General features: G+C 38.2%; 22 protein-coding genes. 16 read left to right on the forward strand and 6 right to left on the reverse strand.

Features of this window, described 5'->3' with window-relative positions; genetic code table 11:
- Position 1: 1 nt before the first annotated feature.
- The 6 genes from ACGHIY_RS01275 to ACGHIY_RS01300 all read left to right on the forward strand — a co-directional run bounded on the left by ACGHIY_RS01275 (position 2) and on the right by ACGHIY_RS01300 (position 6,691).
- Entirely contained in the window at positions 2–2,179 is a 2,178-nt protein-coding gene (locus tag ACGHIY_RS01275) for a CD3337/EF1877 family mobilome membrane protein (protein WP_000804748.1), read from the forward strand.
- Positions 2,176–3,177 (forward strand): lysozyme family protein, encoded by a 1,002-nt coding sequence (locus tag ACGHIY_RS01280; protein ID WP_000769868.1) that lies wholly within the window; start codon positions 2,176–2,178, stop codon positions 3,175–3,177. Before ACGHIY_RS01275 ends, ACGHIY_RS01280 begins: the two co-directional genes overlap by 4 nt.
- Positions 3,174–4,109: a conjugal transfer protein gene (locus ACGHIY_RS01285; RefSeq protein ID WP_001224320.1), complete on the forward strand. Its 936-nt coding sequence runs from the start codon at positions 3,174–3,176 to the stop codon at positions 4,107–4,109. The genes ACGHIY_RS01280 and ACGHIY_RS01285 overlap by 4 nt, the downstream gene beginning before the upstream one ends.
- A gap of 244 nt (positions 4,110–4,353) precedes the next feature.
- Positions 4,354–4,470 carry a tetracycline resistance determinant leader peptide gene (locus ACGHIY_RS01290; RefSeq protein WP_219383238.1) on the forward strand — a complete coding sequence of 39 codons (117 nt, stop codon included), beginning with the start codon at positions 4,354–4,356 and terminating at the stop codon, positions 4,468–4,470.
- 15 nt (positions 4,471–4,485) lie between these two features.
- Complete coding sequence (gene tet(M) / locus ACGHIY_RS01295; RefSeq protein ID WP_002414694.1) at positions 4,486–6,405, forward strand: tetracycline resistance ribosomal protection protein Tet(M); 1,920 nt, start codon at positions 4,486–4,488, stop codon at positions 6,403–6,405.
- A gap of 118 nt (positions 6,406–6,523) precedes the next feature.
- Positions 6,524–6,691 (forward strand): cysteine-rich KTR domain-containing protein, encoded by a 168-nt coding sequence (locus tag ACGHIY_RS01300; RefSeq protein WP_000336323.1) that lies wholly within the window; start codon positions 6,524–6,526, stop codon positions 6,689–6,691.
- A gap of 59 nt (positions 6,692–6,750) precedes the next feature.
- Here ACGHIY_RS01300 and ACGHIY_RS01305 read toward each other — a convergent pair whose 3' ends face one another.
- Entirely contained in the window at positions 6,751–7,104 is a 354-nt protein-coding gene (locus tag ACGHIY_RS01305; protein ID WP_390525601.1) for a helix-turn-helix domain-containing protein, read from the reverse strand.
- 504 nt (positions 7,105–7,608) lie between these two features.
- Between ACGHIY_RS01305 and ACGHIY_RS01310 the strand changes: the two genes are divergently transcribed.
- Entirely contained in the window at positions 7,609–8,031 is a 423-nt protein-coding gene (locus ACGHIY_RS01310) for a sigma-70 family RNA polymerase sigma factor (protein ID WP_000804885.1), read from the forward strand.
- Positions 8,028–8,258: a helix-turn-helix domain-containing protein gene (locus tag ACGHIY_RS01315; protein ID WP_390525602.1), complete on the forward strand. Its 231-nt coding sequence runs from the start codon at positions 8,028–8,030 to the stop codon at positions 8,256–8,258. The genes ACGHIY_RS01310 and ACGHIY_RS01315 overlap by 4 nt, the downstream gene beginning before the upstream one ends.
- 225 nt (positions 8,259–8,483) lie before the next feature.
- Here the strand turns inward: ACGHIY_RS01315 and ACGHIY_RS01320 are convergent, their stop codons facing one another.
- Positions 8,484–8,735, reverse strand: a complete 252-nt coding sequence (locus tag ACGHIY_RS01320) for a hypothetical protein (RefSeq protein ID WP_001845478.1) — start codon at positions 8,733–8,735, stop codon at positions 8,484–8,486.
- Between ACGHIY_RS01320 and ACGHIY_RS01325 the strand changes: the two genes are divergently transcribed.
- The 3 genes from ACGHIY_RS01325 (at position 8,719) to ACGHIY_RS01335 (ending at position 11,431) form a co-directional block, all read left to right on the forward strand.
- A complete protein-coding gene (locus tag ACGHIY_RS01325) occupies positions 8,719–8,922 on the forward strand; it encodes an excisionase (protein WP_000814511.1) in 204 nt (67 codons plus the stop codon). The genes ACGHIY_RS01320 and ACGHIY_RS01325 overlap by 17 nt on opposite strands.
- 81 nt (positions 8,923–9,003) lie before the next feature.
- Complete coding sequence (locus ACGHIY_RS01330; RefSeq protein WP_001291561.1) at positions 9,004–10,221, forward strand: tyrosine-type recombinase/integrase; 1,218 nt, start codon at positions 9,004–9,006, stop codon at positions 10,219–10,221.
- 259 nt (positions 10,222–10,480) lie between these two features.
- On the forward strand, positions 10,481–11,431 hold the full coding sequence (locus tag ACGHIY_RS01335; protein WP_279008002.1) for a 2-hydroxyacid dehydrogenase: 951 nt from the start codon (positions 10,481–10,483) through the stop codon (positions 11,429–11,431).
- Between the two features lie 14 nt (positions 11,432–11,445).
- On the opposite strand, the gene ACGHIY_RS01340 is transcribed toward ACGHIY_RS01335, so the two are convergent.
- Complete coding sequence (locus ACGHIY_RS01340) at positions 11,446–12,009, reverse strand: TetR/AcrR family transcriptional regulator (RefSeq protein WP_105086915.1); 564 nt, start codon at positions 12,007–12,009, stop codon at positions 11,446–11,448.
- A 200-nt stretch (positions 12,010–12,209) separates the two neighbouring features.
- On the opposite strand from ACGHIY_RS01340, the gene ACGHIY_RS01345 reads away from it, so the two are divergent.
- Positions 12,210–14,105, forward strand: a complete 1,896-nt coding sequence (locus tag ACGHIY_RS01345; protein WP_279008005.1) for a cation-translocating P-type ATPase — start codon at positions 12,210–12,212, stop codon at positions 14,103–14,105.
- 119 nt (positions 14,106–14,224) lie between these two features.
- On the opposite strand, the gene pflA is transcribed toward ACGHIY_RS01345, so the two are convergent.
- The 3 genes from pflA to pflB form a co-directional block, all read right to left on the reverse strand.
- Positions 14,225–15,001: a pyruvate formate-lyase-activating protein gene (pflA, locus tag ACGHIY_RS01350; RefSeq protein ID WP_390525603.1), complete on the reverse strand. Its 777-nt coding sequence runs from the start codon at positions 14,999–15,001 to the stop codon at positions 14,225–14,227.
- Positions 15,002–15,013: 12 nt separating this feature from the next.
- Positions 15,014–15,250, reverse strand: coding sequence for an autonomous glycyl radical cofactor GrcA3 (gene grcA3 / locus ACGHIY_RS01355; protein WP_004693956.1), 237 nt, complete (start codon positions 15,248–15,250; stop codon positions 15,014–15,016).
- 75 nt (positions 15,251–15,325) lie between these two features.
- Complete coding sequence (pflB, locus tag ACGHIY_RS01360) at positions 15,326–17,443, reverse strand: formate C-acetyltransferase (RefSeq protein WP_039965381.1); 2,118 nt, start codon at positions 17,441–17,443, stop codon at positions 15,326–15,328.
- 519 nt (positions 17,444–17,962) lie between these two features.
- On the opposite strand from pflB, the gene ACGHIY_RS01365 reads away from it, so the two are divergent.
- From ACGHIY_RS01365 to ACGHIY_RS01380, 4 genes are all read left to right on the forward strand, one after another.
- Positions 17,963–18,835 (forward strand): helix-turn-helix domain-containing protein, encoded by an 873-nt coding sequence (locus tag ACGHIY_RS01365; RefSeq protein WP_004693953.1) that lies wholly within the window; start codon positions 17,963–17,965, stop codon positions 18,833–18,835.
- Between the two features lie 319 nt (positions 18,836–19,154).
- The gene (locus ACGHIY_RS01370) at positions 19,155–20,021 is read left to right on the forward strand and encodes a DMT family transporter (protein ID WP_039965380.1); all 867 of its coding nucleotides are present in this window, start codon (positions 19,155–19,157) and stop codon (positions 20,019–20,021) included.
- Positions 20,022–20,272: 251 nt separating this feature from the next.
- Positions 20,273–21,295, forward strand: a complete 1,023-nt coding sequence (locus ACGHIY_RS01375) for a methionine ABC transporter ATP-binding protein (RefSeq protein ID WP_004693948.1) — start codon at positions 20,273–20,275, stop codon at positions 21,293–21,295.
- Complete coding sequence (locus tag ACGHIY_RS01380; protein ID WP_004693945.1) at positions 21,295–21,966, forward strand: methionine ABC transporter permease; 672 nt, start codon at positions 21,295–21,297, stop codon at positions 21,964–21,966. The genes ACGHIY_RS01375 and ACGHIY_RS01380 overlap by 1 nt, the downstream gene beginning before the upstream one ends.
- Positions 21,967–21,978: the final 12 nt, after the last annotated feature.

Raw genomic sequence — 21,978 nt, forward strand, 5'->3', positions numbered from 1 at the left:
TGTGAAACCATCAATAGTAAACAGAATAAAATCAAACTGGACGCTGAAACGTCTAGGTAAAGTGGCAATGACAGTGGCTTTCACACTTGTGATTGCCATTTTTCTTTTAGCCATGCTGGGAACGGTGGTTCAAGCTGCGGGCTTGGTAGATGATACGGTCAATGTGGCAAATGAATACAGCCGATACCCACTTGAAAACTATCAACTGGATTTTTATGTGGATAATAGCTGGGGCTGGCTTCCGTGGAACTGGTCGGACGGGATTGGAAAACAGGTCATGTATGGACTATATGCCATTACCAATTTTATTTGGACAATCAGTTTGTATGTTTCCAATGCGACAGGTTACTTAGTACAGGAAGCCTATTCCTTAGACTTCATTTCCGCTACAGCAGATTCCATTGGTAAGAATATGCAGACCTTAGCTGGTGTGAGTGCAAACGGATTTTCAACAGAGGGTTTCTATGTTGGATTCCTCTTACTCTTGATTTTGGTTCTTGGGGTTTATGTTGCCTATACGGGACTGATAAAGAGAGAAACCACAAAGGCAATTCATGCCATTATGAATTTTGTGCTGGTGTTTATCCTATCGGCTTCCTTTATTGCCTACGCTCCCGACTACATTAAAAAAATCAATGACTTTTCATCAGACATCAGTAATGCCAGTTTATCACTTGGCACGAAGATTGTCATGCCCCATTCCGATAGTCAAGGCAAGGACAGCGTGGACTTAATCAGAGATAGCCTGTTTTCCATACAGGTTCAGCAACCGTGGCTACTGCTTCAATACAACAGTTCAGACATTGAAAGTATCGGTATTGACCGTGTGGAAAGCCTGCTCTCCACCAGCCCAGATTCCAACAATGGCGAAGACAGAGAAAAAATTGTTGCGGAAGAAATTGAAGACAGAAGCAATACCAATCTAACCATTACAAAGACCATTAACCGTTTAGGTACAGTCTTCTTCCTATTTGTCTTCAATATTGGGATTTCCATATTTGTATTCCTATTAACAGGAATCATGATTTTCTCGCAGGTACTTTTTATCATCTATGCTATGTTTCTGCCTGTGAGCTTTATTTTAAGCATGATTCCATCATTTGATGGTATGTCAAAACGAGCCATAACAAAGCTCTTTAATACCATTTTGACACGAGCTGGAATCACATTGATTATTACGACAGCATTTAGTATTTCAACCATGCTCTATACCTTATCGGCTGGTTATCCGTTCTTTTTGATTGCTTTTCTACAGATTGTGACCTTTGCAGGAATCTACTTCAAGCTGGGCGATTTAATGAGTATGTTTTCTCTACAGAGTAACGATTCTCAAAGTGTGGGAAGTCGTGTGATGAGAAAACCTCGTATGCTTATGCACGCTCACATGCACCGTCTACAGCGGAAACTTGGACGTTCCATGACTACTCTAGGGGCTGGGTCTGCCATTGTTACAGGTAAAAAAGGACAGTCGGGTTCGGGGAGTTCTGCAAGGACACAAGCAGATCACTCCCGACCAGACGGAAAGGAAAAATCAACACTTGGAAAACGTATCGGTCAAACCATCGGTACAGTAGCTGATACCAAAGACAGAATGGTAGACACTGCTAGTGGTTTGAAAGAACAGGTTAAAGATTTGCCGACCAATGCAAGATATGCAGTATATCAAGGAAAATCCAAAGTAAAAGAGAATGTCCGTGATTTAACCAGTAGTATTTCTCAAACCAAAGCGGACAGAGCCAGTGGACGCAAGGAACAGCAGGAACAAAGGCGAAAAACCATTGCGAAGCGTCGCTCTGAAATGGAACAGGTCAAACAGAAAAAACAGCCTGCTTCTTCTGTTCATGAAAGACCGACTACAAGACAAGAACAATATCATGATGAACAGACCTCAAAACAGTCTAATATTCAGACTTCATATAAGGAATCTCAACAAGCCAAACAAGAGCGTCCAGCAGTTAAGTCCGATTTTTCAAGTCCAAAAGTGGAACGCCAAGGCAATACCGTTCAAGAAAAAACCGTTCAAAAGCCAGCAACTTCAACCACTACAGCAGATAGAACTTCACAACGTCCAATCACAAAAGAACGTCCGTCTACTGTTCAAAGAGTACCACTACAAAATACAAGAAGTAGACCACCAATCAAAACCGCCACCATTAAGAAAGTCGGTAAGAAACCATGAAGTTGAAAACTTTAGTGATTGGTGGTTCTGGATTATTCTTGATGGTCTTCTCACTGCTTCTGTTTGTTGCCATTTTATTTTCAGATGAACAGGACAGCGGAATTTCCAATATTCATTATGGAGGTGTGAATGTTTCCGCAGAAGTGCTGGCTCATAAGCCTATGGTAGAAAAATATGCCAAAGAATATGGCGTTGAAGAATATGTCAACATACTTCTTGCGATTATACAGGTGGAATCGGGCGGTACTGCGGAAGATGTTATGCAGTCCTCGGAATCCCTCGGTCTTCCACCTAATTCATTGAGTACAGAAGAATCCATTAAGCAAGGTGTGAAGTATTTCAGTGAATTATTAGCCAGTAGCGAAAGGCTCAGTGTAGATTTAGAATCGGTTATCCAGTCCTACAATTATGGTGGTGGTTTCTTAGGGTATGTGGCTAATCGTGGAAATAAATATACCTTTGAACTGGCTCAAAGTTTCTCAAAAGAGTATTCAGGTGGCGAAAAAGTGTCTTACCCCAATCCCATAGCCATACCTATCAATGGGGGCTGGCGATACAACTATGGCAATATGTTTTATGTGCAACTGGTAACGCAGTATCTTGTCACAACAGAGTTTGATGATGATACGGTACAAGCCATCATGGACGAAGCACTGAAATATGAGGGCTGGCGATACGTTTACGGTGGAGCTTCCCCGACTACTTCTTTTGATTGTAGCGGACTGACACAATGGACGTATGGAAAAGCTGGAATTAACTTACCACGAACCGCACAACAGCAATATGATGTGACCCAGCATATCCCACTATCGGAAGCACAAGCTGGCGATTTGGTTTTCTTTCATTCTACCTATAACGCTGGCTCTTATATTACTCATGTTGGGATATACCTTGGCAATAACCGTATGTTTCATGCAGGCGACCCAATCGGTTATGCCGACTTAACAAGCCCCTACTGGCAACAGCATTTAGTGGGAGCAGGACGAATCAAACAATGAGAAAGGAAGATTTAATGATGAAATTTAGAAAAAATCAGAATAAAGAAAAACAGATACCAAAGGAAAAGAAACCTCGTGTCTACTATAAGGTCAATCCTCATAAAAAGGTTGTGATTGCCTTGTGGGTACTTTTAGGGCTTAGTTTCAGCTTTGCGATATTCAAGCACTTTACAGCTATAGATACTCATACTATTCACGAAACAACTATCATAGAAAAGGAATACGTTGATACTCATCATGTAGAAAATTTTGTAGAGAACTTTGCGAAAGTCTACTATTCATGGGAGCAATCCGATAAGTCCATTGATAATCGAATGGAAAGTCTAAAAGGCTATCTGACAGATGAACTTCAAGCTCTCAATGTTGATACAGTACGCAAAGATATTCCTGTATCGTCTTCTGTAAGAGGATTTCAGATATGGACGGTAGAGCCAACTGGCGACAATGAGTTTAATGTAACCTACAGTGTAGACCAGCTCATTACAGAGGGAGAAAATACAAAGACCGTCCACTCTGCTTATATAGTGAGTGTCTATGTAGATGGTTCTGGAAATATGGTACTGGTTAAGAATCCGACCATTACCAACATACCTAAGAAATCAAGTTATAAACCAAAAGCCATTGAAAGTGAGGGGACGGTTGATTCCATTACAACCAATGAAATCAATGAGTTTTTAACGACGTTCTTCAAGCTCTATCCTACAGCGACAGCCAGTGAACTTTCCTACTATGTGAATGACGGGATATTAAAACCAATCGGAAAAGAGTACATCTTTCAAGAACTGGTAAATCCTATTCACAATCGTAAGGATAATCAAGTCACGGTATCGCTGACAGTGGAGTATATCGACCAGCAGACCAAAGCAACGCAGGTATCTCAATTTGATTTGGTACTTGAAAAGAACGGGAGTAATTGGAAGATTATAGAATAACAAATATTGGTACATTATTACAGCTATTTTGTAATCACGTACTCTCTTTGATAAAAAATTGGAGATTCCTTTACAAATATGCTCTTACGTGCTATTATTTAAGTATCTATTTAAAAGGAGTTAATAAATATGCGGCAAGGTATTCTTAAATAAACTGTCAATTTGATAGTGGGAACAAATAATTGGATGTCCTTTTTTAGGAGGGCTTAGTTTTTTGTACCCAGTTTAAGAATACCTTTATCATGTGATTCTAAAGTATCCGGAGAATATCTGTATGCTTTATATGCCTATGGTTATGCATAAAAATCCCAGTGATAAGAGTATTTATCACTGGGATTTTTATGCCCTTTTGGGCTTTTGAATGGAGGAAAATCACATGAAAATTATTAATATTGGAGTTTTAGCTCATGTTGATGCGGGAAAAACTACCTTAACAGAAAGCTTATTATATAACAGTGGAGCGATTACAGAATTAGGAAGCGTGGACAGAGGTACAACGAAAACGGATAATACGCTTTTAGAACGTCAGAGAGGAATTACAATTCAGACGGCGATAACCTCTTTTCAGTGGAAAAATACTAAGATAAACATCATAGACACGCCAGGACATATGGATTTTTTAGCAGAAGTATATCGTTCATTATCAGTATTAGATGGGGCAATTCTACTGATTTCTGCAAAAGATGGCGTACAAGCACAAACTCGTATATTGTTTCATGCACTTAGGAAAATAGGTATTCCCACAATCTTTTTTATCAATAAGATTGACCAAAATGGAATTGATTTATCAACGGTTTATCAGGATATTAAAGAGAAACTTTCTGCGGAAATTGTAATCAAACAGAAGGTAGAACTGCATCCTAATATGCGTGTAATGAACTTTACCGAATCTGAACAATGGGATATGGTAATAGAAGGAAATGATTACCTTTTGGAGAAATATACGTCTGGGAAATTATTGGAAGCATTAGAACTCGAACAAGAGGAAAGCATAAGATTTCATAATTGTTCCCTGTTCCCTGTTTATCACGGAAGTGCAAAAAACAATATAGGGATTGATAACCTTATAGAAGTGATTACGAATAAATTTTATTCATCAACACATCGAGGTCAGTCTGAACTTTGCGGAAAAGTTTTCAAAATTGAGTATTCGGAAAAAAGACAGCGTCTTGCATATATACGTCTTTATAGTGGCGTACTGCATTTGCGAGATTCGGTTAGAATATCGGAAAAGGAAAAAATAAAAATTACAGAAATGTATACTTCAATAAATGGTGAATTATGTAAAATCGATAAGGCTTATTCCGGGGAAATTGTTATTTTGCAGAATGAGTTTTTGAAGTTAAATAGTGTTCTTGGAGATACAAAGCTATTGCCACAGAGAGAGAGAATTGAAAATCCCCTCCCTCTGCTGCAAACGACTGTTGAACCGAGCAAACCTCAACAAAGGGAAATGTTACTTGATGCACTTTTAGAAATCTCCGACAGTGACCCGCTTCTGCGATATTATGTGGATTCTGCGACACATGAAATCATACTTTCTTTCTTAGGGAAAGTACAAATGGAAGTGACTTGTGCTCTGCTGCAAGAAAAGTATCATGTGGAGATAGAAATAAAAGAGCCTACAGTCATTTATATGGAAAGACCGTTAAAAAAAGCAGAGTATACCATTCACATCGAAGTTCCACCGAATCCTTTCTGGGCTTCCATTGGTCTATCTGTAGCACCGCTTCCATTAGGGAGCGGAGTACAGTATGAGAGCTCGGTTTCTCTTGGATACTTAAATCAATCGTTTCAAAATGCAGTTATGGAGGGGATACGCTATGGCTGTGAACAAGGATTGTATGGTTGGAATGTGACGGACTGTAAAATCTGTTTTAAGTATGGCTTATACTATAGCCCTGTTAGTACCCCAGCAGATTTTCGGATGCTTGCTCCTATTGTATTGGAACAAGTCTTAAAAAAAGCTGGAACAGAATTGTTAGAGCCATATCTTAGTTTTAAAATTTATGCGCCACAGGAATATCTTTCACGAGCATACAACGATGCTCCTAAATATTGTGCGAACATCGTAGACACTCAATTGAAAAATAATGAGGTCATTCTTAGTGGAGAAATCCCTGCTCGGTGTATTCAAGAATATCGTAGTGATTTAACTTTCTTTACAAATGGACGTAGTGTTTGTTTAACAGAGTTAAAAGGGTACCATGTTACTACCGGTGAACCTGTTTGCCAGCCCCGTCGTCCAAATAGTCGGATAGATAAAGTACGATATATGTTCAATAAAATAACTTAGTGTATTTTATGTTGTTATATAAATATGGTTTCTTGTTAAATAAGATGAAATATTTTTTAATAAAGATTTGAATTAAAGTGTAAAGGAGGAGATAGTTATTATAAACTACAAGTGGATATTGTGTCCTGTATGTGGAAATAAAACACGATTAAAGATAAGGGAAGATACTGAATTAAAAAAATTCCCCCTCTATTGTCCGAAATGCAGACAAGAAAATTTAATTGAAATAAAGCAGTTCAAAGTAACTGTGATTACAGAGCCAGACGCAAAGACGCAGAGCCGATAAAATGAGATTAATACAATCTCATTTTATCGGCTCTTTCCGTTATGTATGGATTCTTTTAATTAGTCTTCGATGTTTCTTGCTTCGTTGATACCGCTGGCTAAAGATTCCATTAAGGATAGTTCTTTGTCTGTAAAGCTACCCATGTATTTCTCTATCTGTAATCGTCGGGTGCTTTTTACCAAGTTATTAGCAGGTAAGAAAAATTCATCAACGGAAACATAAAGTAACGATACAAGGTCATAAAGAACTTGTATGCTGGGGTGTTGCCCTTTATTTTCAATATTAGTTAAGTACCGTGGGTCAATTTCAATCAATGCTCCCACTTGTTCACGAGTTAAACCTCGTTTCAATCGAGCTTCTTTAATGGCTAAACCAAAGGCTCTAAAATCATATTTATCTTCTTTTTTACGCATAGTAGACCACCTCTATACATTTTATTGTTCCTACTGAATTAAAAACAGGTATAGAAAAACGTGTTATATGGTTTATAGGTTTATATTTAATAAAAAGCACTACTAAACGCCAATAAAAAAAACCGTTATATGGTAGTGCTATTTACGCTGTTAAAATATTGTATATTACTTCCAAATGGCGGTTTGTTGGAGGTCAACGTCGCCATGAAGTACATCATATACAATAAATTTCCTTACATTGGGTTCTTGTCAAAAAAAGTCGTCTATCTGCAATAGATAAGTACGTCCACCAATGTGGTTTTATAAATCATATAGATAGAATAACAGAAGCATGTAAACAGAGAAATAAATCTGTTTATATGCTTTTTTGGCTATTCAGAACTTTTTTACAAAGTTTATTTATCAGTAATGCAACAAATCCCCCTTTCACATTGGGACTAAGAGTGAAAGGAGATAAACGAGCAAGGCTCACTTCCTTTCCTAGACAGAAAGGGGGTGAGAAACATGAAACCATCTTCTTTTCAGACCACAATAGAAAATCAGTTTGACTATATCTGTAAACGTGCTATGGAAGACGAGCGAAAGAATTATATGCTTTATCTTTCAAGGATTGCAAAGCGTGAGGTGTCCTTTTCGGATGTTGGCGATTATCTTGTTAGCCAGTTTGCGACAACAGATAACTATTCAACTGACTTTCAGATTTTTACACTCAATGGGTTATCAGTAGGCGTTGAAAATGATTTGTTGAGTGAAGCATTACGTGAGTTGCCAGACAAGAAACGTGAAATTCTACTGCTGTTTTACTTTATGGACATGAGCGATTCAGAAATTGCAGACCTGTTGAAATTGAACCGTTCTACTGTCTATCGGCATAGAACCAGTGGACTAGCCTTAATTAAAAAGTTTATGGAGGAATTTGAAGAATGAAAACACAATATCCTATGATTCCCTTTCCTCTCATTGTAAAGGCAACAGATGGCGATACCGAAGCGATTAACCAGATTCTACATCATTACAGAGGGTACATAACGAAGCGTTTCCTACGACTTATGAAAGATGAATATGGCAATCAAAGTATGGTCGTTGATGAAGTCTTACGTGGAAGAATGGAAACCAGACTGATTACAAAGATTTTGTCATTTGAAATTAAGTAATATCCTCTCTCCTTTCGTGGAAGCGTGCTAAACCATTCCACGCTTCCCGAACAGGGAGGTTTGTTATTCCACCAAAGCATATTGAGCTTTCAATGTGTTTTGATAGGCTAACGAGCCATTGTTCTTTGAAAACTGAATAAAAGTAATCGAATACGTTTCGATAAGAAAAGAGCCAACGGAACTAACCGCCATGACCTATCTTATAAAGATAGCGAGCGATTCATGTTAGTGATCCGAGAAGCAATCTTTAGCAGGATTGCCTGCAACGACATTCTTATCGTGATAATGATACTCCCATACAGTCAATAGTCCGAGCGTGATAAAACCGTCGCAGGCAATGAGTATGGCTACATGAGAACCATGCAGGGGTGGAACTCCCGTGAGCTTTGCTAAAGCTGTTCGATTGCTGGTAAAACAACTTTTATGAAATCCAAATAAGTGATTTGGAAAGGAGGATTTTATGAAGCAGACTGACATTCCTATTTGGGAACGTTATACCCTAACCATTGAAGAAGCGTCAAAATATTTTCGTATTGGCGAAAACAAGCTACGACGCTTGGCAGAGGAAAATAAAAATGCAAATTGGCTGATTATGAATGGCAATCGTATTCAGATTAAACGAAAACAATTTGAAAAAATTATAGATACATTGGACGCAATCTAGCGTCGCCAAAGGGTCTTGTATATGATAAAATAGTATTAAGTCGTATCAAGGCTCTTTCCATAAAGGAAAGGAGCAAATGCCATGTCAGAAAAAAGACGTGACAATAAAGGTCGAATCTTAAAGACTGGAGAGAGCCAACGAAAAGACGGAAGATACTTATACAAATATATAGATTCATTTGGAGAACCGCAATTTGTTTACTCGTGGAAACTTGTGGCTACAGACCGAGTACCAGCAGGAAAGCGTGATTGTATCTCACTTAGAGAGAAAATCGCAGAGTTACAGAAAGACATTCATGATGGTATTGATGTTGTAGGAAAGAAAATGACACTCTGCCAGCTTTACGCAAAACAGAACGCTCAAAGACCAAAGGTTAGAAAAAACACTGAAACTGGACGCAAATATCTTATGGATATTTTGAAGAAAGACAAGTTAGGTGTAAGAAGTATTGACAGTATTAAGCCATCAGACGCTAAAGAATGGGCTATTAGAATGAGTGAAAATGGTTATGCTTATCAAACCATCAATAACTACAAACGTTCTTTAAAGGCTTCATTCTATATTGCTATACAAGATGATTGTGTTCGGAAGAATCCATTTGACTTTCAACTGAAAGCAGTTCTTGATGATGATACTGTCCCTAAGACCGTACTAACAGAAGAACAGGAAGAAAAACTGTTAGCCTTTGCAAAAGCTGATAAAACCTACAGCAAAAATTATGATGAAATTCTGATACTCTTAAAAACAGGTCTTCGTATTTCAGAGTTTGGTGGTTTGACACTTCCAGATTTAGATTTTGAGAATCGTCTTGTCAATATAGACCATCAGCTATTGAGAGATACTGAAATTGGGTACTACATTGAAACACCAAAGACCAAAAGTGGCGAACGTCAAGTTCCTATGGTTGAAGAAGCCTATCAAGCATTTAAGCGAGTGTTAGCGAATCGAAAGAATGATAAGCGTGTTGAGATTGATGGATATAGTGATTTCCTCTTTCTTAATAGAAAGAACTATCCAAAAGTGGCAAGTGATTACAACGGCATGATGAAAGGTCTTGTTAAGAAATACAATAAGTATAACGAGGATAAATTGCCACACATCACTCCACATAGTTTGCGACATACATTCTGTACCAACTATGCAAATGCAGGAATGAATCCAAAGGCATTACAGTACATTATGGGACATGCTAATATAGCCATGACGCTGAACTATTACGCACATGCAACATTCGATTCTGCAATGGCAGAAATGAAACGCTTGAATAAAGAGAAGCAACAGGAGCGTCTTGTTGCTTAGTAGTACAAATGAATTTACTACTTATTTACCACTTCTGACAGCTAAGACATGAGGAAATATGCAAAGAAACGTGAAGTATCTTCCTACAGTAAAAATACTCGAAAGCACATAGAATAAGGCTTTACGAGCATTTAAGAAAATATAAAAAGATAATTAGAAATTTATACTTTGTTTAAAAATAAAATTATATAAATAATAGTATAATTTATATAGAAGTAGTATTACATATATTTAAAGCTATTCAATTTAGGAGGTTCTCATGAGTGAACGTGTAGTAGTGGTAAATGCAGGCAAAATGAATTATGATCATGCATTGGATTTCTCCATATTATCTAATGATGTGCAGGTCTACGAAGATAGTACGAATGCTGAGCTTATTGAACGGATTCAAGGTGCTCGTGTTGTGGTTACAAAAGAATTGCCTGTAAATGCCGAATTGCTTTCACAATTTCCTGATACTGTAGAGCTTATCGTAGAAGCAGGTACTGGCTATAATAATATTGACCTTGATGCAGCAAAGGAAAAGGGCATCACTGTGTGCAATATTCCTGCGTATAGCACAGAGCGTGTAGCACATACGGTGATCATGATGATCCTCAATTTTGCATCTACCATGCAGCAACAAATTGGTATGCTGGCTAAAGGTAATCGCAGCAATTTCACGAAATACCTTCAAGTGAGCCATACAGAAGTGAATGGTAAAACCTTAGGTGTTGTCGGAGCTGGTCACATCGGTATGGAAGTCATCAAAGTTGCAAAAGCACTAGGCATGAACATCTTAGTGCATACACGTACACCAAAGGCTGATGGCGATGGCATTCGTTATGTGAGCCTTGATGAATTGCTAGAAAATAGTGACTATATTTCCTTACATTGCCCGCTAAATGACCAAACTAAACATCTTATTAATAAAGAAACAATCAGTAAGATGAAACCTAATGCGGTCATTGTGAATACGGGTCGTGGACCTCTTATTAATGAAAGGGACCTTTGTGAAGCATTAGCCGCTAAACGCATTGTTGGAGCCGGTCTTGATGTACAGGAGGTAGAGCCTCCTGCAGAGGATAGTCCTCTCTATACACTAGATAACGTCATCATTACTCCGCACATGGGTTGGAAAGGCCTTGAAACACGTCAACGCTTGGTAGGCATTATTCGAGATAATGTACAAGCCTTCTTTAAGGGGGAACCAATCAATGTTGTATCTTGATAAATTTTAAATAATTATATAATAGGTTCTATAACGGCATGGAAGTAATTGTCTAATTCTGTAGGCGATTCTTTCATGCCGTTTTTTGCCCACCATAACACCATTTCCACAAAGCTACCTGAAATATGATTAATAATAAAGTCATCCGGTAGATTTGTATTTGCTTTACGGTCTTGGTTGATAAAATATCCTTGTACCAACTCATTTAGATGATCCCTGAAATAGCGCAAAAAGATTTCGTTATTATCACTAGCTAGTAGCTCCAGGATTTTATTTTCATTTTGCTGTAAATGTTGTAATAAATGACCAAATACTGAGACTGGATAAATACTTTGTTGATACAGCCCATGAGCATGAGGTAAATGATTAATACTATCTTTTATATGTAAAAATAAGTCTTCGCAGAGTGCTTCTAGTAATGCTTCTTTTGTGTCGAAATGAGCATAAAAGGTTGTGCGGCCAATGTCTGCGGCACTAATGATTTCCTGAACGGTGATTTTGTCATACGCCTTATTAGATAATAATTTGTTAAAAGCTATAAATATGGCTTTACGAGTTTTTTTCTGCCTACGATCCATATTAACTCCTGTCATTCTTTTAGTACAGAATAGCGTATATGTTCCGTAATGAACATATGAGATGTTTTATATATTGTATTAAAACCATAGGTTGATACAATTAAAGTGAACAAGGTGTTCGCTATCGTAATTATTGTACTGTAAGTGTAGTCATAATTCAATTCATATTGGTAGTGAAAGTGTGATAAGGGGATTGTTGTATGGTACATCGAATACATGATATATTATCTGGTTTATATATGACGATTTTAGCGGGGCTATTTTTACTGCTTGATGGGATTCCGCATTTGATAGAAGAGTTTTGTGGACAGAGACCATTTCAAAATATATTCCCTTTTGAACCTTCCTGGATTACCGTTATTATTTGTGGTTTTCCTCTTGTATATTTGTCTATACGAAGGATTGTATATAATAAGGGGATTAGTAAAATCTCGTCAGCTTTATTGATTTCTATGGCTATGTTTGCGGCCATTGCTATTGGAGATATATTTGCGGCTGGTGAGGTTGCCTTTATTATGGCTTTAGGCGCTCTCCTTGAAGAAGCAACTACGGAGCGAGCAAAAAAGGGATTAAAAAAGTTAATTTCATTAGCACCTGTTAAGGGTCGTAAAATACAAGATAACAAAGAAATGATGGTTTCTGTAGAGTCTATACAAAGTGGTGATTATTTACGAATCCTTCCGGGCGAAACAATCCCTGTAGATGGACGCATTATTAATGGTGAAACAACGGTAGATCAATCCATTATGACAGGAGAGTCTATACCTGTTGATAAAACAATTGATGATGATGTATTTGGCGGAACGATTAACTGTTTTGGTGCCATAGATATTATAGCTACCAAAGTGGGCGAAGATAGTTCTATTCAAAAAATGATTCAGCTTATTAGAAATGCAGAACAGAAACAGGCTCCTATTCAGCGTATAGCTGATACTGTTGCTAGTCGATTGGTTCCTATTGCATTGTTGATTGCTTGCATAGGCTATCTAGTAACTGGAAATATCATCGTTGGTGTTACTGTGTTGGTAGTATTTTGTCCTTGTGCATTGGTGCTTGCTACACCTACTGCGGTTATGGCCGCTATTGGTCAAGCTACTAAACATGGCGTTATTATTAAATCTGGTGAAATTCTTGAAACTATGGGAAAAGTAGATACCATGGCATTTGATAAAACCGGTACTTTAACACGTGGGCAGTTAGCGGTTCAATCTATTTTAGCCGTTGATACAGATTATAGTGAGACTGATATTCTTCAATTAGCTGCATCGGCAGAGGCTAAGAGTGAGCATCCTATTGGCAAGGCTATCGTTTCTCATGCGATAGAGCAAGATTTAGAAATACTTGACACTACTTCGTTTACGATGTCTGTAGGTAAAGGGATTATAGCTGTAATAAAAGGTCGAGAATTATATTGTGGAAATGAACGATTCCTTGAAGAGCATAATATTATTGTCAGTGAGTCTATTCAACAAGCCATTAATGTATATCGAAGTGAAGGAAAGGTATCTGTCATTATTGCAAATAATGAGTATATTATAGGTATCATTACATTATCTGATACAATGCGAAATGATGCGATAAATATTATATCTGCTATCTCAAGCTTAGATATGACAACAGTATTACTTACTGGTGATAGTAAAGCAGCAGCTACATATATTGGAAAGAAATCTGGCGTTTCCGAAATACATGCGGAGCTTTTACCAGGAGAAAAAGTAAGTATTATCGAATCATTGCAAGGGAAACAGCACAAGGTTTGTATGGTTGGCGACGGAATTAACGATGCTCCGGCTATGAAGACTGCTGATGTGAGTATTGCAATGGGGACTATTGGTAGTGATATTGCCATAGAAACAGCAGACATTGCTTTGATGAGTGATGACCTTAGTAAAATTCCTTATATTAAACGATTATCAGATGCTACGATTAAAACTATAAAATTTAGTATTGCTTTATCAATGGCCATTAATTGTATCGCTATTATTCTCTCATTGCTTGAGGTTTTGACGCCTACTACAGGTGCATTAGTGCATAATGTGGGATCTTGTTTAGTGGTCCTCATCGCTGCCCGTTTGTATGATAGAAAGTTTATTTAAACGCAATAAGAGCCGTCCCCGGTTGTATGGGGGCGGCTCTATTGATTAGGGCTATCATAGATCAAGTCTTGGTATATATATTTATATATATCAAGGGAGGTAGTTATCCTCAAACTTGATTATGATTGTTGTTGTGTTTTGATGGGACTCCACCAATGGCGTCTATAGGCCTTGATGCCTTCCACCACGGTTCTTGTCGCTTTAGCTGCAATATCTTTCGTCGCAGCTGGGATGCCCTCTAGGCGATAGGGAATACCTAACTCCTTATATTTAGCAATACCCATAACGTGATAAGGTAAGCAATCAACGGCTTGTAAATTTTTCAGAGATCCTAGAAAAAAGCCTAGACGATAGTGACGATCGGCATTATCTGTAATCGTAGGGACTACTACGTGACGAACCCAAATCGGAACTTCCACGTCTGCCGTCAATCGAGCAAACCCGAGAATGGGTTCTAACGGTTTACCCGTTAACCATAAATGCTTGGCTGGATCGATTTCCTTAATGTCTAGGATGACGAGACTAGTTATACTGAGTAATTTACGGTATGCCACCTCTTGGTGGGGGTCAAAACAAATTCCACTTGTATCTAAACAGGTATGGACGTTTCTTTCACGGAAATATGTGAAAAGCTCAATAACAAAGTCGATTTGCATAAGAGCTTCCCCACCTGTGACGGTGATACCACCATTAGTATAAAATTGGCGGTTACGTTCGTACTGGTCCCATAATTCCTTTACGGTCATGAATTTAGCATTATCGCTAGTTTCATCCCATGTATCAGGATTATGGCAATAAGCACAGCGCATGGGGCATCCTTGAAGAAATACCACCATGCGCATGCCTGGACCATCAACTGTACCCATCGTTTCAACCGAATGAATACGTCCAGTCATAGGAAACCTCGATTAGATACGTTGATGGAATGTACGGGAAATAACTTCGTCCTGTTGTTGTTTTGTCAATTTGTTGAAGTGCACCGCATAACCGGATACACGAATCGTCAATTGAGGGTACAACTCAGGATGTTTTTGAGCGTCTAACAATGTTTCACGAGTAAACACGTTAACGTTCAAATGATGGCCGCCCTTTTGGGAATAACCATCCAATAACTCTACCAAGTTATCAACTTGTTGGTTGCTCATGGGTATAACCTCCTTTCAACCAAGACTAACACGCGTATCGATGCCGGTGAAAGCAGTTCGATACTGTGGAAGATTTTACTTATCTTCCTCTATAGTAACATTTGGTTCGCTGCATGCGAAGTTTGTATTGCTGTTAGGCAATTGAGAAGGGTCTAACTCAATATCAAAATCGCTGACGGAAACAAATGTTTCACCAGATTTACCTAATGCGTCCGGAATGATAGAGAAGGTATTAGAAATACCATCGGAGCAATCACGCCATGGCATTTTAGCTACGGATGCCAACGAGGATACAGCACCGTGAGAATCACGACCGTGCATTGGGTTCGCGCCAGGAGCGAAAGCTTCGCCAGCTTTACGGCCATCTGGAGTAGAACCTGTAGCAGTACCATATACTACGTTGGAAGTAATTGTTAACAAGCTCATAGTAGGAACGGATTGACGATATGTAGGATGTTTACGAATCTTGTTCATAAATGTGGAAACAACCTTTGCTGCCAAGCTATCTACACGGTCATCATCGTTACCATATTTAGGGAAGTCACCTTCGATTTCGAAATCAACAGCGATGCCATTTTCGTCACGGATAGGTTTTACCTTAGCATATTTAATAGCGGATAAGGAGTCTGCTACTACGGATAAACCAGCGATACCAGTTGCAAACCAACGAGTTACCTTGCGGTCATGCAATGCCATTTCTAGTTTTTCATAAGCATATTTATCGTGCATGTAGTGAATGATGTTCAATGCATTTACATATACGCCTGCCAACCATTCCATCATGTCGTCGAATTTTTCCCATACTTCGTCAAATTCTAAGTATTCGGAAGTGATAGGGCGGTACTTAGGACCAATTTGTTTCTTCAACTTTTCGTCAACGCCACCGTTGATAGCGTAAAGCAAGCATTTAGCCAAGTTGGAACGGGCACCGAAGAATTGCATTTCTTTACCAATACGCATTGGGGATACGCAACATGCGATTGCATAGTCATCACCAGAGTTAGGACGCATCAATTCGTCATTTTCGTATTGAATGGAAGATGTTTCAATGGATAATTTCGCACAGAAACGGCGGAAGCCAATCGGCATGCGAGGGGACCACAATACAGTGAGGTTTGGTTCTGGAGCAGGACCAAGGTTAGTCAATGTATGTAGGTAACGGAAGGACATCTTGGAAACCAATGTACGGCCGTCAGTACCCATACCACCGATGGATTCAGTGGTCCAAACAGGGTCACCTGTGAACAAATTGTTGTATTCATGGATACGTGCGAAGCGAACCATGCGCAATTTCATAATGAAATGGTCTACGAATTCTTGGATTTGTTCCTCTGTGTATGTGCCGTTGCGAAGGTCTCGTTCCGCATAGATATCGAGGAATGTGGAGTTACGACCAATGGACATAGCAGCACCGTTTTGCTCTTTAATAGCACCAAGATAGCCGAAGTAAATCCATTGCATAGCTTCACGAACATCCTTAGCTGGTTTGGAAATATCATAGCCATAGGACGCTGCCATCTCTTTCAATTCTTTCAAAGAGCGGATTTGATCTTGTATTTCCTCACGGTCGCGAATAACATCTTCTAGCATGTCACCCATTGTAATGCTAAATTGTTCTTTTTTATCTTCAATAAGGTAATCAACACCGTAAAGAGCGATACGACGATAGTCACCGATAATACGACCACGGCTATACGCATCTGGCAAACCAGTTACAATGTGAGCTGTACGTGCAGCACGCATTTCTGGAGTATATACATCAAATACGCCATCATTATGAGTTTTGCGATGTTTCTTGAAGAAGTCCTCTGTTTGCGGATCCATTTTGAAGCCGTATTCTTCAATAGCGGATTTTGCTGTGCGCAAGCCACCATATGGGAACATAGCGCGTTTTAAAGGTTTGTCAGTTTGCAAACCAACGATTGTTTCAAGTTCTTTGTCGATATATCCTGGCGCATGGGCAGTAATGTGTGTGGCCACGGAAGTATCAGCATCGAGCATGCCGCCTTTTTCACGTTCTTCTTCATAAAGCTTCATTACTTGTTCCCACAATTTTGTTGTTCGTTCTGTAGGACCAGCAAGGAAGGAATCGTCCCCTTCATAGGGAATATAGTTTCTTTGAATAAAGTCGCGTACATCAACGGCTTTATCCCACACACCTGTGTTAAAATCTTTCCATGCAGTATGTTGCATTTTGCACCTCCATAAAAGGATATAACTATAGATTTCTATGCCTATAGTGTACAATGTTTGTAGCAATTCTACAATGAATAGATGATATAGATTTTCAATACATACTATGCAATTTTGTGAAGTATCTCATAAATTTCCATAAGCTAAATTGTTTAAATACACCAGTATATATAGGCTTATATGGGATTTTGCTTTTTGCAATTTCATTTAATGTATATATAATAATATGAAATTGCATATCAATATTAATAAAGGAAATAAAAATTTTATTAAAGAGGATGAAGGCGGATTATTCAATAGTATGATTGGATAGTTTATATTTGTGTACTGTTCGGAGGCCGTTTATATCTTGTACAGAATCAGCCTGCAAGTCTTTATAAATGCATGTATATTGTAATGCTACGGAACGTTGCCAGCCAGGAAAACAAGCGTTTCTTTTCTTCACTGACACTATATACTATACTCTGAGCAGCTCTTGTTGAAGAGTAACTGATATTGCTTAAAATAGGAGGTCACATTATGGATTTTAATGAAAAATTACGGGAGTATAGAACACAATCTGGATTATCTCAGGGGAAATTAGCAGAAACACTTAATGTGTCGAGACAGGCCATAACAAAGTGGGAATCGGGCAATGGAATGCCGGATATTTCAAATTTAAAGGCCCTTTCAGGTGTATTCAATGTCTCTGTGGATGAATTGCTTTCAGAAGAAGCGGTTAAACCTCGATATCCTTATGAAAGCATCGTAGAATATGATATCGATGAGATAAAACATTTCGATATTAAACTGGGTTCTGTTAATTGCGTAAAAATGAGAGCTGGAGAGGGTGAGAAGATAAAGGTTCAATTGGTCAGTGATACTATTGAAAATTTGACGGAACTGGTGAAAGTAAAAATCGATGATATCAAAAGGCGTATCGATGTGGATGTAAATTGTTCCAAATCCTTATCTGAAGAGCTTGTAAAAGAACATTTGTGGATTTTTATAAATTTGCCTGAAAAATATATGGGAGATACGGAGCTAGCGACCCATTGTGAAAAACTAGAGCTATTTGATATTATTAGTGAAAAGTTTGAGCTAGACGGAGCGGTTAAAGAAATTTATATTGCCGGCGGTAACAGTCATATAGAGCTGGATAACAACTCTCCAATGGAGATATATGTAGCGGATTATACGGGGCGAATTGATGTGAATCAGATATCGGCGAAATCTCGGCTGCATGTCCCTCACGAGTATGCTTTCAAAGCGGTGAAAAAAGGTATTCGTACTAAATTGCTCTTTGAAGATCGTGGACATCTTGTAGACGATTTTTCTGTGTCTGAATCAGAAAATCAAATTGAAATTAATGGAATCAATAGTGAACTTACAATAGTCAAGTTAAGTGAATAGTTGTATTAAATACATAGACATATCTGCTACATAGTTTTCATAAAGCGTTATTACTTTTTCTAACGACTTTGTTACACATTTTGTAGGTCCCATAAGGAACAAAGCATCCCCTTCATAGGAATAAAAAATATGATTTAATTTATTGTAGTGTTAGGGGTATATTATGGTACTATTGAGATAGTGTTATTAAGCTATAAAACATGTAGATAACATGATCTTGGTAGAATGAATCAAGATAGAAATAATTTGGATAGAATATACGTTAATCAAAGTGGATTATAAGATTGTATAGGCGAATGCTATTGAAAGGTGGATGTTAATGACAAATCGAAAGAAAGCACTTTTAGGTGCTTCTGCTACTATTGCGGTGTGGGCTACTGCATTTCCTTTCAGTAAAATAGCATTACAGTCAGTAGATTCATTGACATTGTCTGTGGCAAGGGTCATGGGTGGCGCTTTACTTATGCTGGTAATCGGTGTTGTAAAAGGGCTACATATACCGACAACATGGCGTGAGTGGGGACTATATATTCTGTTAGGTGCTACAGGGAATTTTCTTTACCAAGTTGTATTTAATGAAGGCTTGCGCACAATTCCAGCGGCCACATCCAGTATTATTATGGCCTTGACTCCGATGACGACAGCACTGATGGCCACGATTATTTATAAGGATACAATACGACCTATAGGATGGCTATTTACCATAACTGCATTTATAGGTGTAGCCATAATTATTCTATGGAATTCCGCCCTTACTATTCCTGTAGGAGCCTTGTGGACTTTGTTAGGGATGATACTCTTTGCAGTGTATAATATTCTAAATCGTGGACTTAGTTTAAAGGGACATAAGCCTATCACTATCGCCATGTGGTCTATGTTTACGGGGGCTATTATGGCATTGCCCTTTGCGGAACATGCTATTGAATTGATTGTGGTGGCACCGATTAGTGCAAAATTTGCTATGGCCTATTTAGCATTCCTATCTAGTGCGTTAGGCTTTGTATTCTGGAGCTATGCCTTGGAACATGCTGAAAAGGTTTCTGATGTAACTAATTTTATGTATATCTCGCCTATAGTGGCAGCTATTGTAGCAGCCTTCTTATTGGGGGAAATACCTAATATGGGTCTCTATATAGGGGCGCCTGTCATTTTAGGATCCCTATATCTCTTTAATCGATATAGATAAGTTATTTGTTAGTGTCTGAATCGGTTCAGATTGATGTAAAAATATAAAATTAGATAAATAGGGATGTAAACCCTTATAAGATAAGAGTTATATAATAAAAGAACCTCAACCTTTTAACTGGTGAGGTTCTTTTTTGGTTTGACAGTCCTTATAAATTGTAGTAATCTAAGTACATAATTAAATCATACCTTATAAATATGTTTTAAATTTAAGTTTAATTCCTACTAAATTGCAGGAAAAGAGGCGGTACAGTGATTGCTATACGAAATGTAACGAAAGAGTTTGATGTTAATAAGCAAAAGGTTACTGCATTATCTGATGTAAACTTTACCATAGAAAGAGGCGACATATTTGGTATTATTGGCTTTAGTGGAGCCGGTAAATCTACACTGTTACGCATGATTAATGCTTTAGAGGTACCTACCTCTGGTCATGTTGAAATAGATGGTGTGAATATCAATGGTTTAAGTTTTAACGAGCTCAGAAAGGTTCGTAAGCGCATCGGCATGGTGTTTCAACAGTTCAATTTATTGAATGCTAAATCTGTGTATGATAATGTGGCGATTCCATTAATTCTAAATAAAGTTTCTAAATCAGAGATTGATAACAAGGTTAAAACCTTGTTAGACTTTGTTGATTTAGGTGATAAGGCAAATGCCTATCCAGGAGAATTATCTGGTGGTCAAAAGCAGCGCGTTGGTATTGCTCGTGCGTTGGCTACAGATCCATCAATTCTGCTTTGCGATGAAGCAACAAGTGCTCTTGATCCAGATACAACAGAGTCTATTCTTCAATTATTAGAACGCGTTAATCGTGAACTAGGGGTAACAGTCGTTATCGTAACTCATGAGATAGATGTAATCCAAAAGATATGTAATCGCGTTGTAGTTATGGAACATGGGAAGCTTATCGAGAGAGGTTCTGTACTTGAGGTGTTTAGTAAACCTAAGCATGAAACAACAAAACGATTTGTTAGGACTGTTATTCCTGATGAAATCCCATCTACAGTGAAACATACCTTGGCTTGTGATAAAAGGCCTTACACAATACTTAAAATGCACTTCTTAGGAAATAATACAACTGATAATGTGCTATATCATATTAATAAAACTTTTGATTTAGAAACGAGTGTGTTGTTTGCTACGGTAACAGAGTTAGAGCATACGGTACTTGGTATTTTCATTGTTCAGTTTATTGGTGATGATTTGGAAGTGGGCAAGGTAAAAGAGTATCTTGTGACACAAGGCATCGAATGGCAGGAGGTGACACTATAATGGACTTCTTTATGCAAGAACTTGGAGTTCCAGGTTCACAGTTAGTACTAGCTGCAGAACAGACATTATATATGGTGTTCCTGTCTTTATTCATTGGTACCGTACTAGGTCTAATTATCGCAGTTACACTAGTGGTGACAAATCCTAATGGCATCATTAAAAATAGTGTGGTCTATACTATAACAAATACAATTGTTAATATCGTGCGTTCTGTACCATTTATCATTTTGATGGTGTTTATCTTGCCATTAACAAAGATGATTGTTGGTACTCGTGTTGGTACAACAGCGGCCATCGTACCGCTTGTTATATTCATTGCGCCTTATCTTGCTCGACTCTTTGAAAACTCTATTTTAGAGGTCAATAAAGGCATTATTGAGGCTGCACAGTCGATGGGGGCCTCTCATTTTGAGGTGATTTGGCATTTCCTTTTACCAGAGGCAAAGGGTTCGCTTATTCTATCTATTACAACAGGTACCATAGGTCTTATCGGTGCTACTGCTATGGCGGGTGCTATTGGTGCAGGTGGTGTAGGTGATTTGGCCCTTACCTATGGTTATGAACGGTTGAACTTCCCATTGATGCTATTTACCGTTGTTATTTTAATTATTTTTGTTCAAATTATTCAAACAATAGGTAACTACTTTGCACGTCGTGCGCGTCGTTCCTAATTTGATGAAATA

The organism is Veillonella parvula, from assembly GCF_042850485.1.
GTDB classification, from domain to species: Bacteria; Bacillota; Negativicutes; order Veillonellales; family Veillonellaceae; genus Veillonella; species Veillonella parvula_Q.

Excerpts from the sequence above, each read along its gene's own strand:
- ACGHIY_RS01340 (WP_105086915.1), bottom strand. The coding sequence starts at position 12,009 with ATGGATCGTAGGCAGAAAAAAACTCGTAAAGCCATATTTATAGCTTTT.
- ACGHIY_RS01370 (WP_039965380.1), top strand. The coding sequence starts at position 19,155 with ATGACAAATCGAAAGAAAGCACTTTTAGGTGCTTCTGCTACTATTGCG.
- ACGHIY_RS01325 (WP_000814511.1), top strand. The coding sequence starts at position 8,719 with ATGAAGCAGACTGACATTCCTATTTGGGAACGTTATACCCTAACCATT.
- pflB (WP_039965381.1), bottom strand. The coding sequence starts at position 17,443 with ATGCAACATACTGCATGGAAAGATTTTAACACAGGTGTGTGGGATAAA.
- ACGHIY_RS01305 (WP_390525601.1), bottom strand. The coding sequence starts at position 7,104 with ATGCGTAAAAAAGAAGATAAATATGATTTTAGAGCCTTTGGTTTAGCC.
- ACGHIY_RS01320 (WP_001845478.1), bottom strand. The coding sequence starts at position 8,735 with ATGTCAGTCTGCTTCATAAAATCCTCCTTTCCAAATCACTTATTTGGA.
- ACGHIY_RS01380 (WP_004693945.1), top strand. The coding sequence starts at position 21,295 with ATGGACTTCTTTATGCAAGAACTTGGAGTTCCAGGTTCACAGTTAGTA.
- ACGHIY_RS01315 (WP_390525602.1), top strand. The coding sequence starts at position 8,028 with ATGAAAACACAATATCCTATGATTCCCTTTCCTCTCATTGTAAAGGCA.
- ACGHIY_RS01365 (WP_004693953.1), top strand. The coding sequence starts at position 17,963 with ATGGATTTTAATGAAAAATTACGGGAGTATAGAACACAATCTGGATTA.
- ACGHIY_RS01280 (WP_000769868.1), top strand. The coding sequence starts at position 2,176 with ATGAAGTTGAAAACTTTAGTGATTGGTGGTTCTGGATTATTCTTGATG.
- ACGHIY_RS01285 (WP_001224320.1), top strand. The coding sequence starts at position 3,174 with ATGAGAAAGGAAGATTTAATGATGAAATTTAGAAAAAATCAGAATAAA.
- ACGHIY_RS01330 (WP_001291561.1), top strand. The coding sequence starts at position 9,004 with ATGTCAGAAAAAAGACGTGACAATAAAGGTCGAATCTTAAAGACTGGA.
- ACGHIY_RS01345 (WP_279008005.1), top strand. The coding sequence starts at position 12,210 with ATGGTACATCGAATACATGATATATTATCTGGTTTATATATGACGATT.
- pflA (WP_390525603.1), bottom strand. The coding sequence starts at position 15,001 with ATGACTGGACGTATTCATTCGGTTGAAACGATGGGTACAGTTGATGGT.
- ACGHIY_RS01335 (WP_279008002.1), top strand. The coding sequence starts at position 10,481 with ATGAGTGAACGTGTAGTAGTGGTAAATGCAGGCAAAATGAATTATGAT.
- grcA3 (WP_004693956.1), bottom strand. The coding sequence starts at position 15,250 with ATGAGCAACCAACAAGTTGATAACTTGGTAGAGTTATTGGATGGTTAT.
- ACGHIY_RS01310 (WP_000804885.1), top strand. The coding sequence starts at position 7,609 with ATGAAACCATCTTCTTTTCAGACCACAATAGAAAATCAGTTTGACTAT.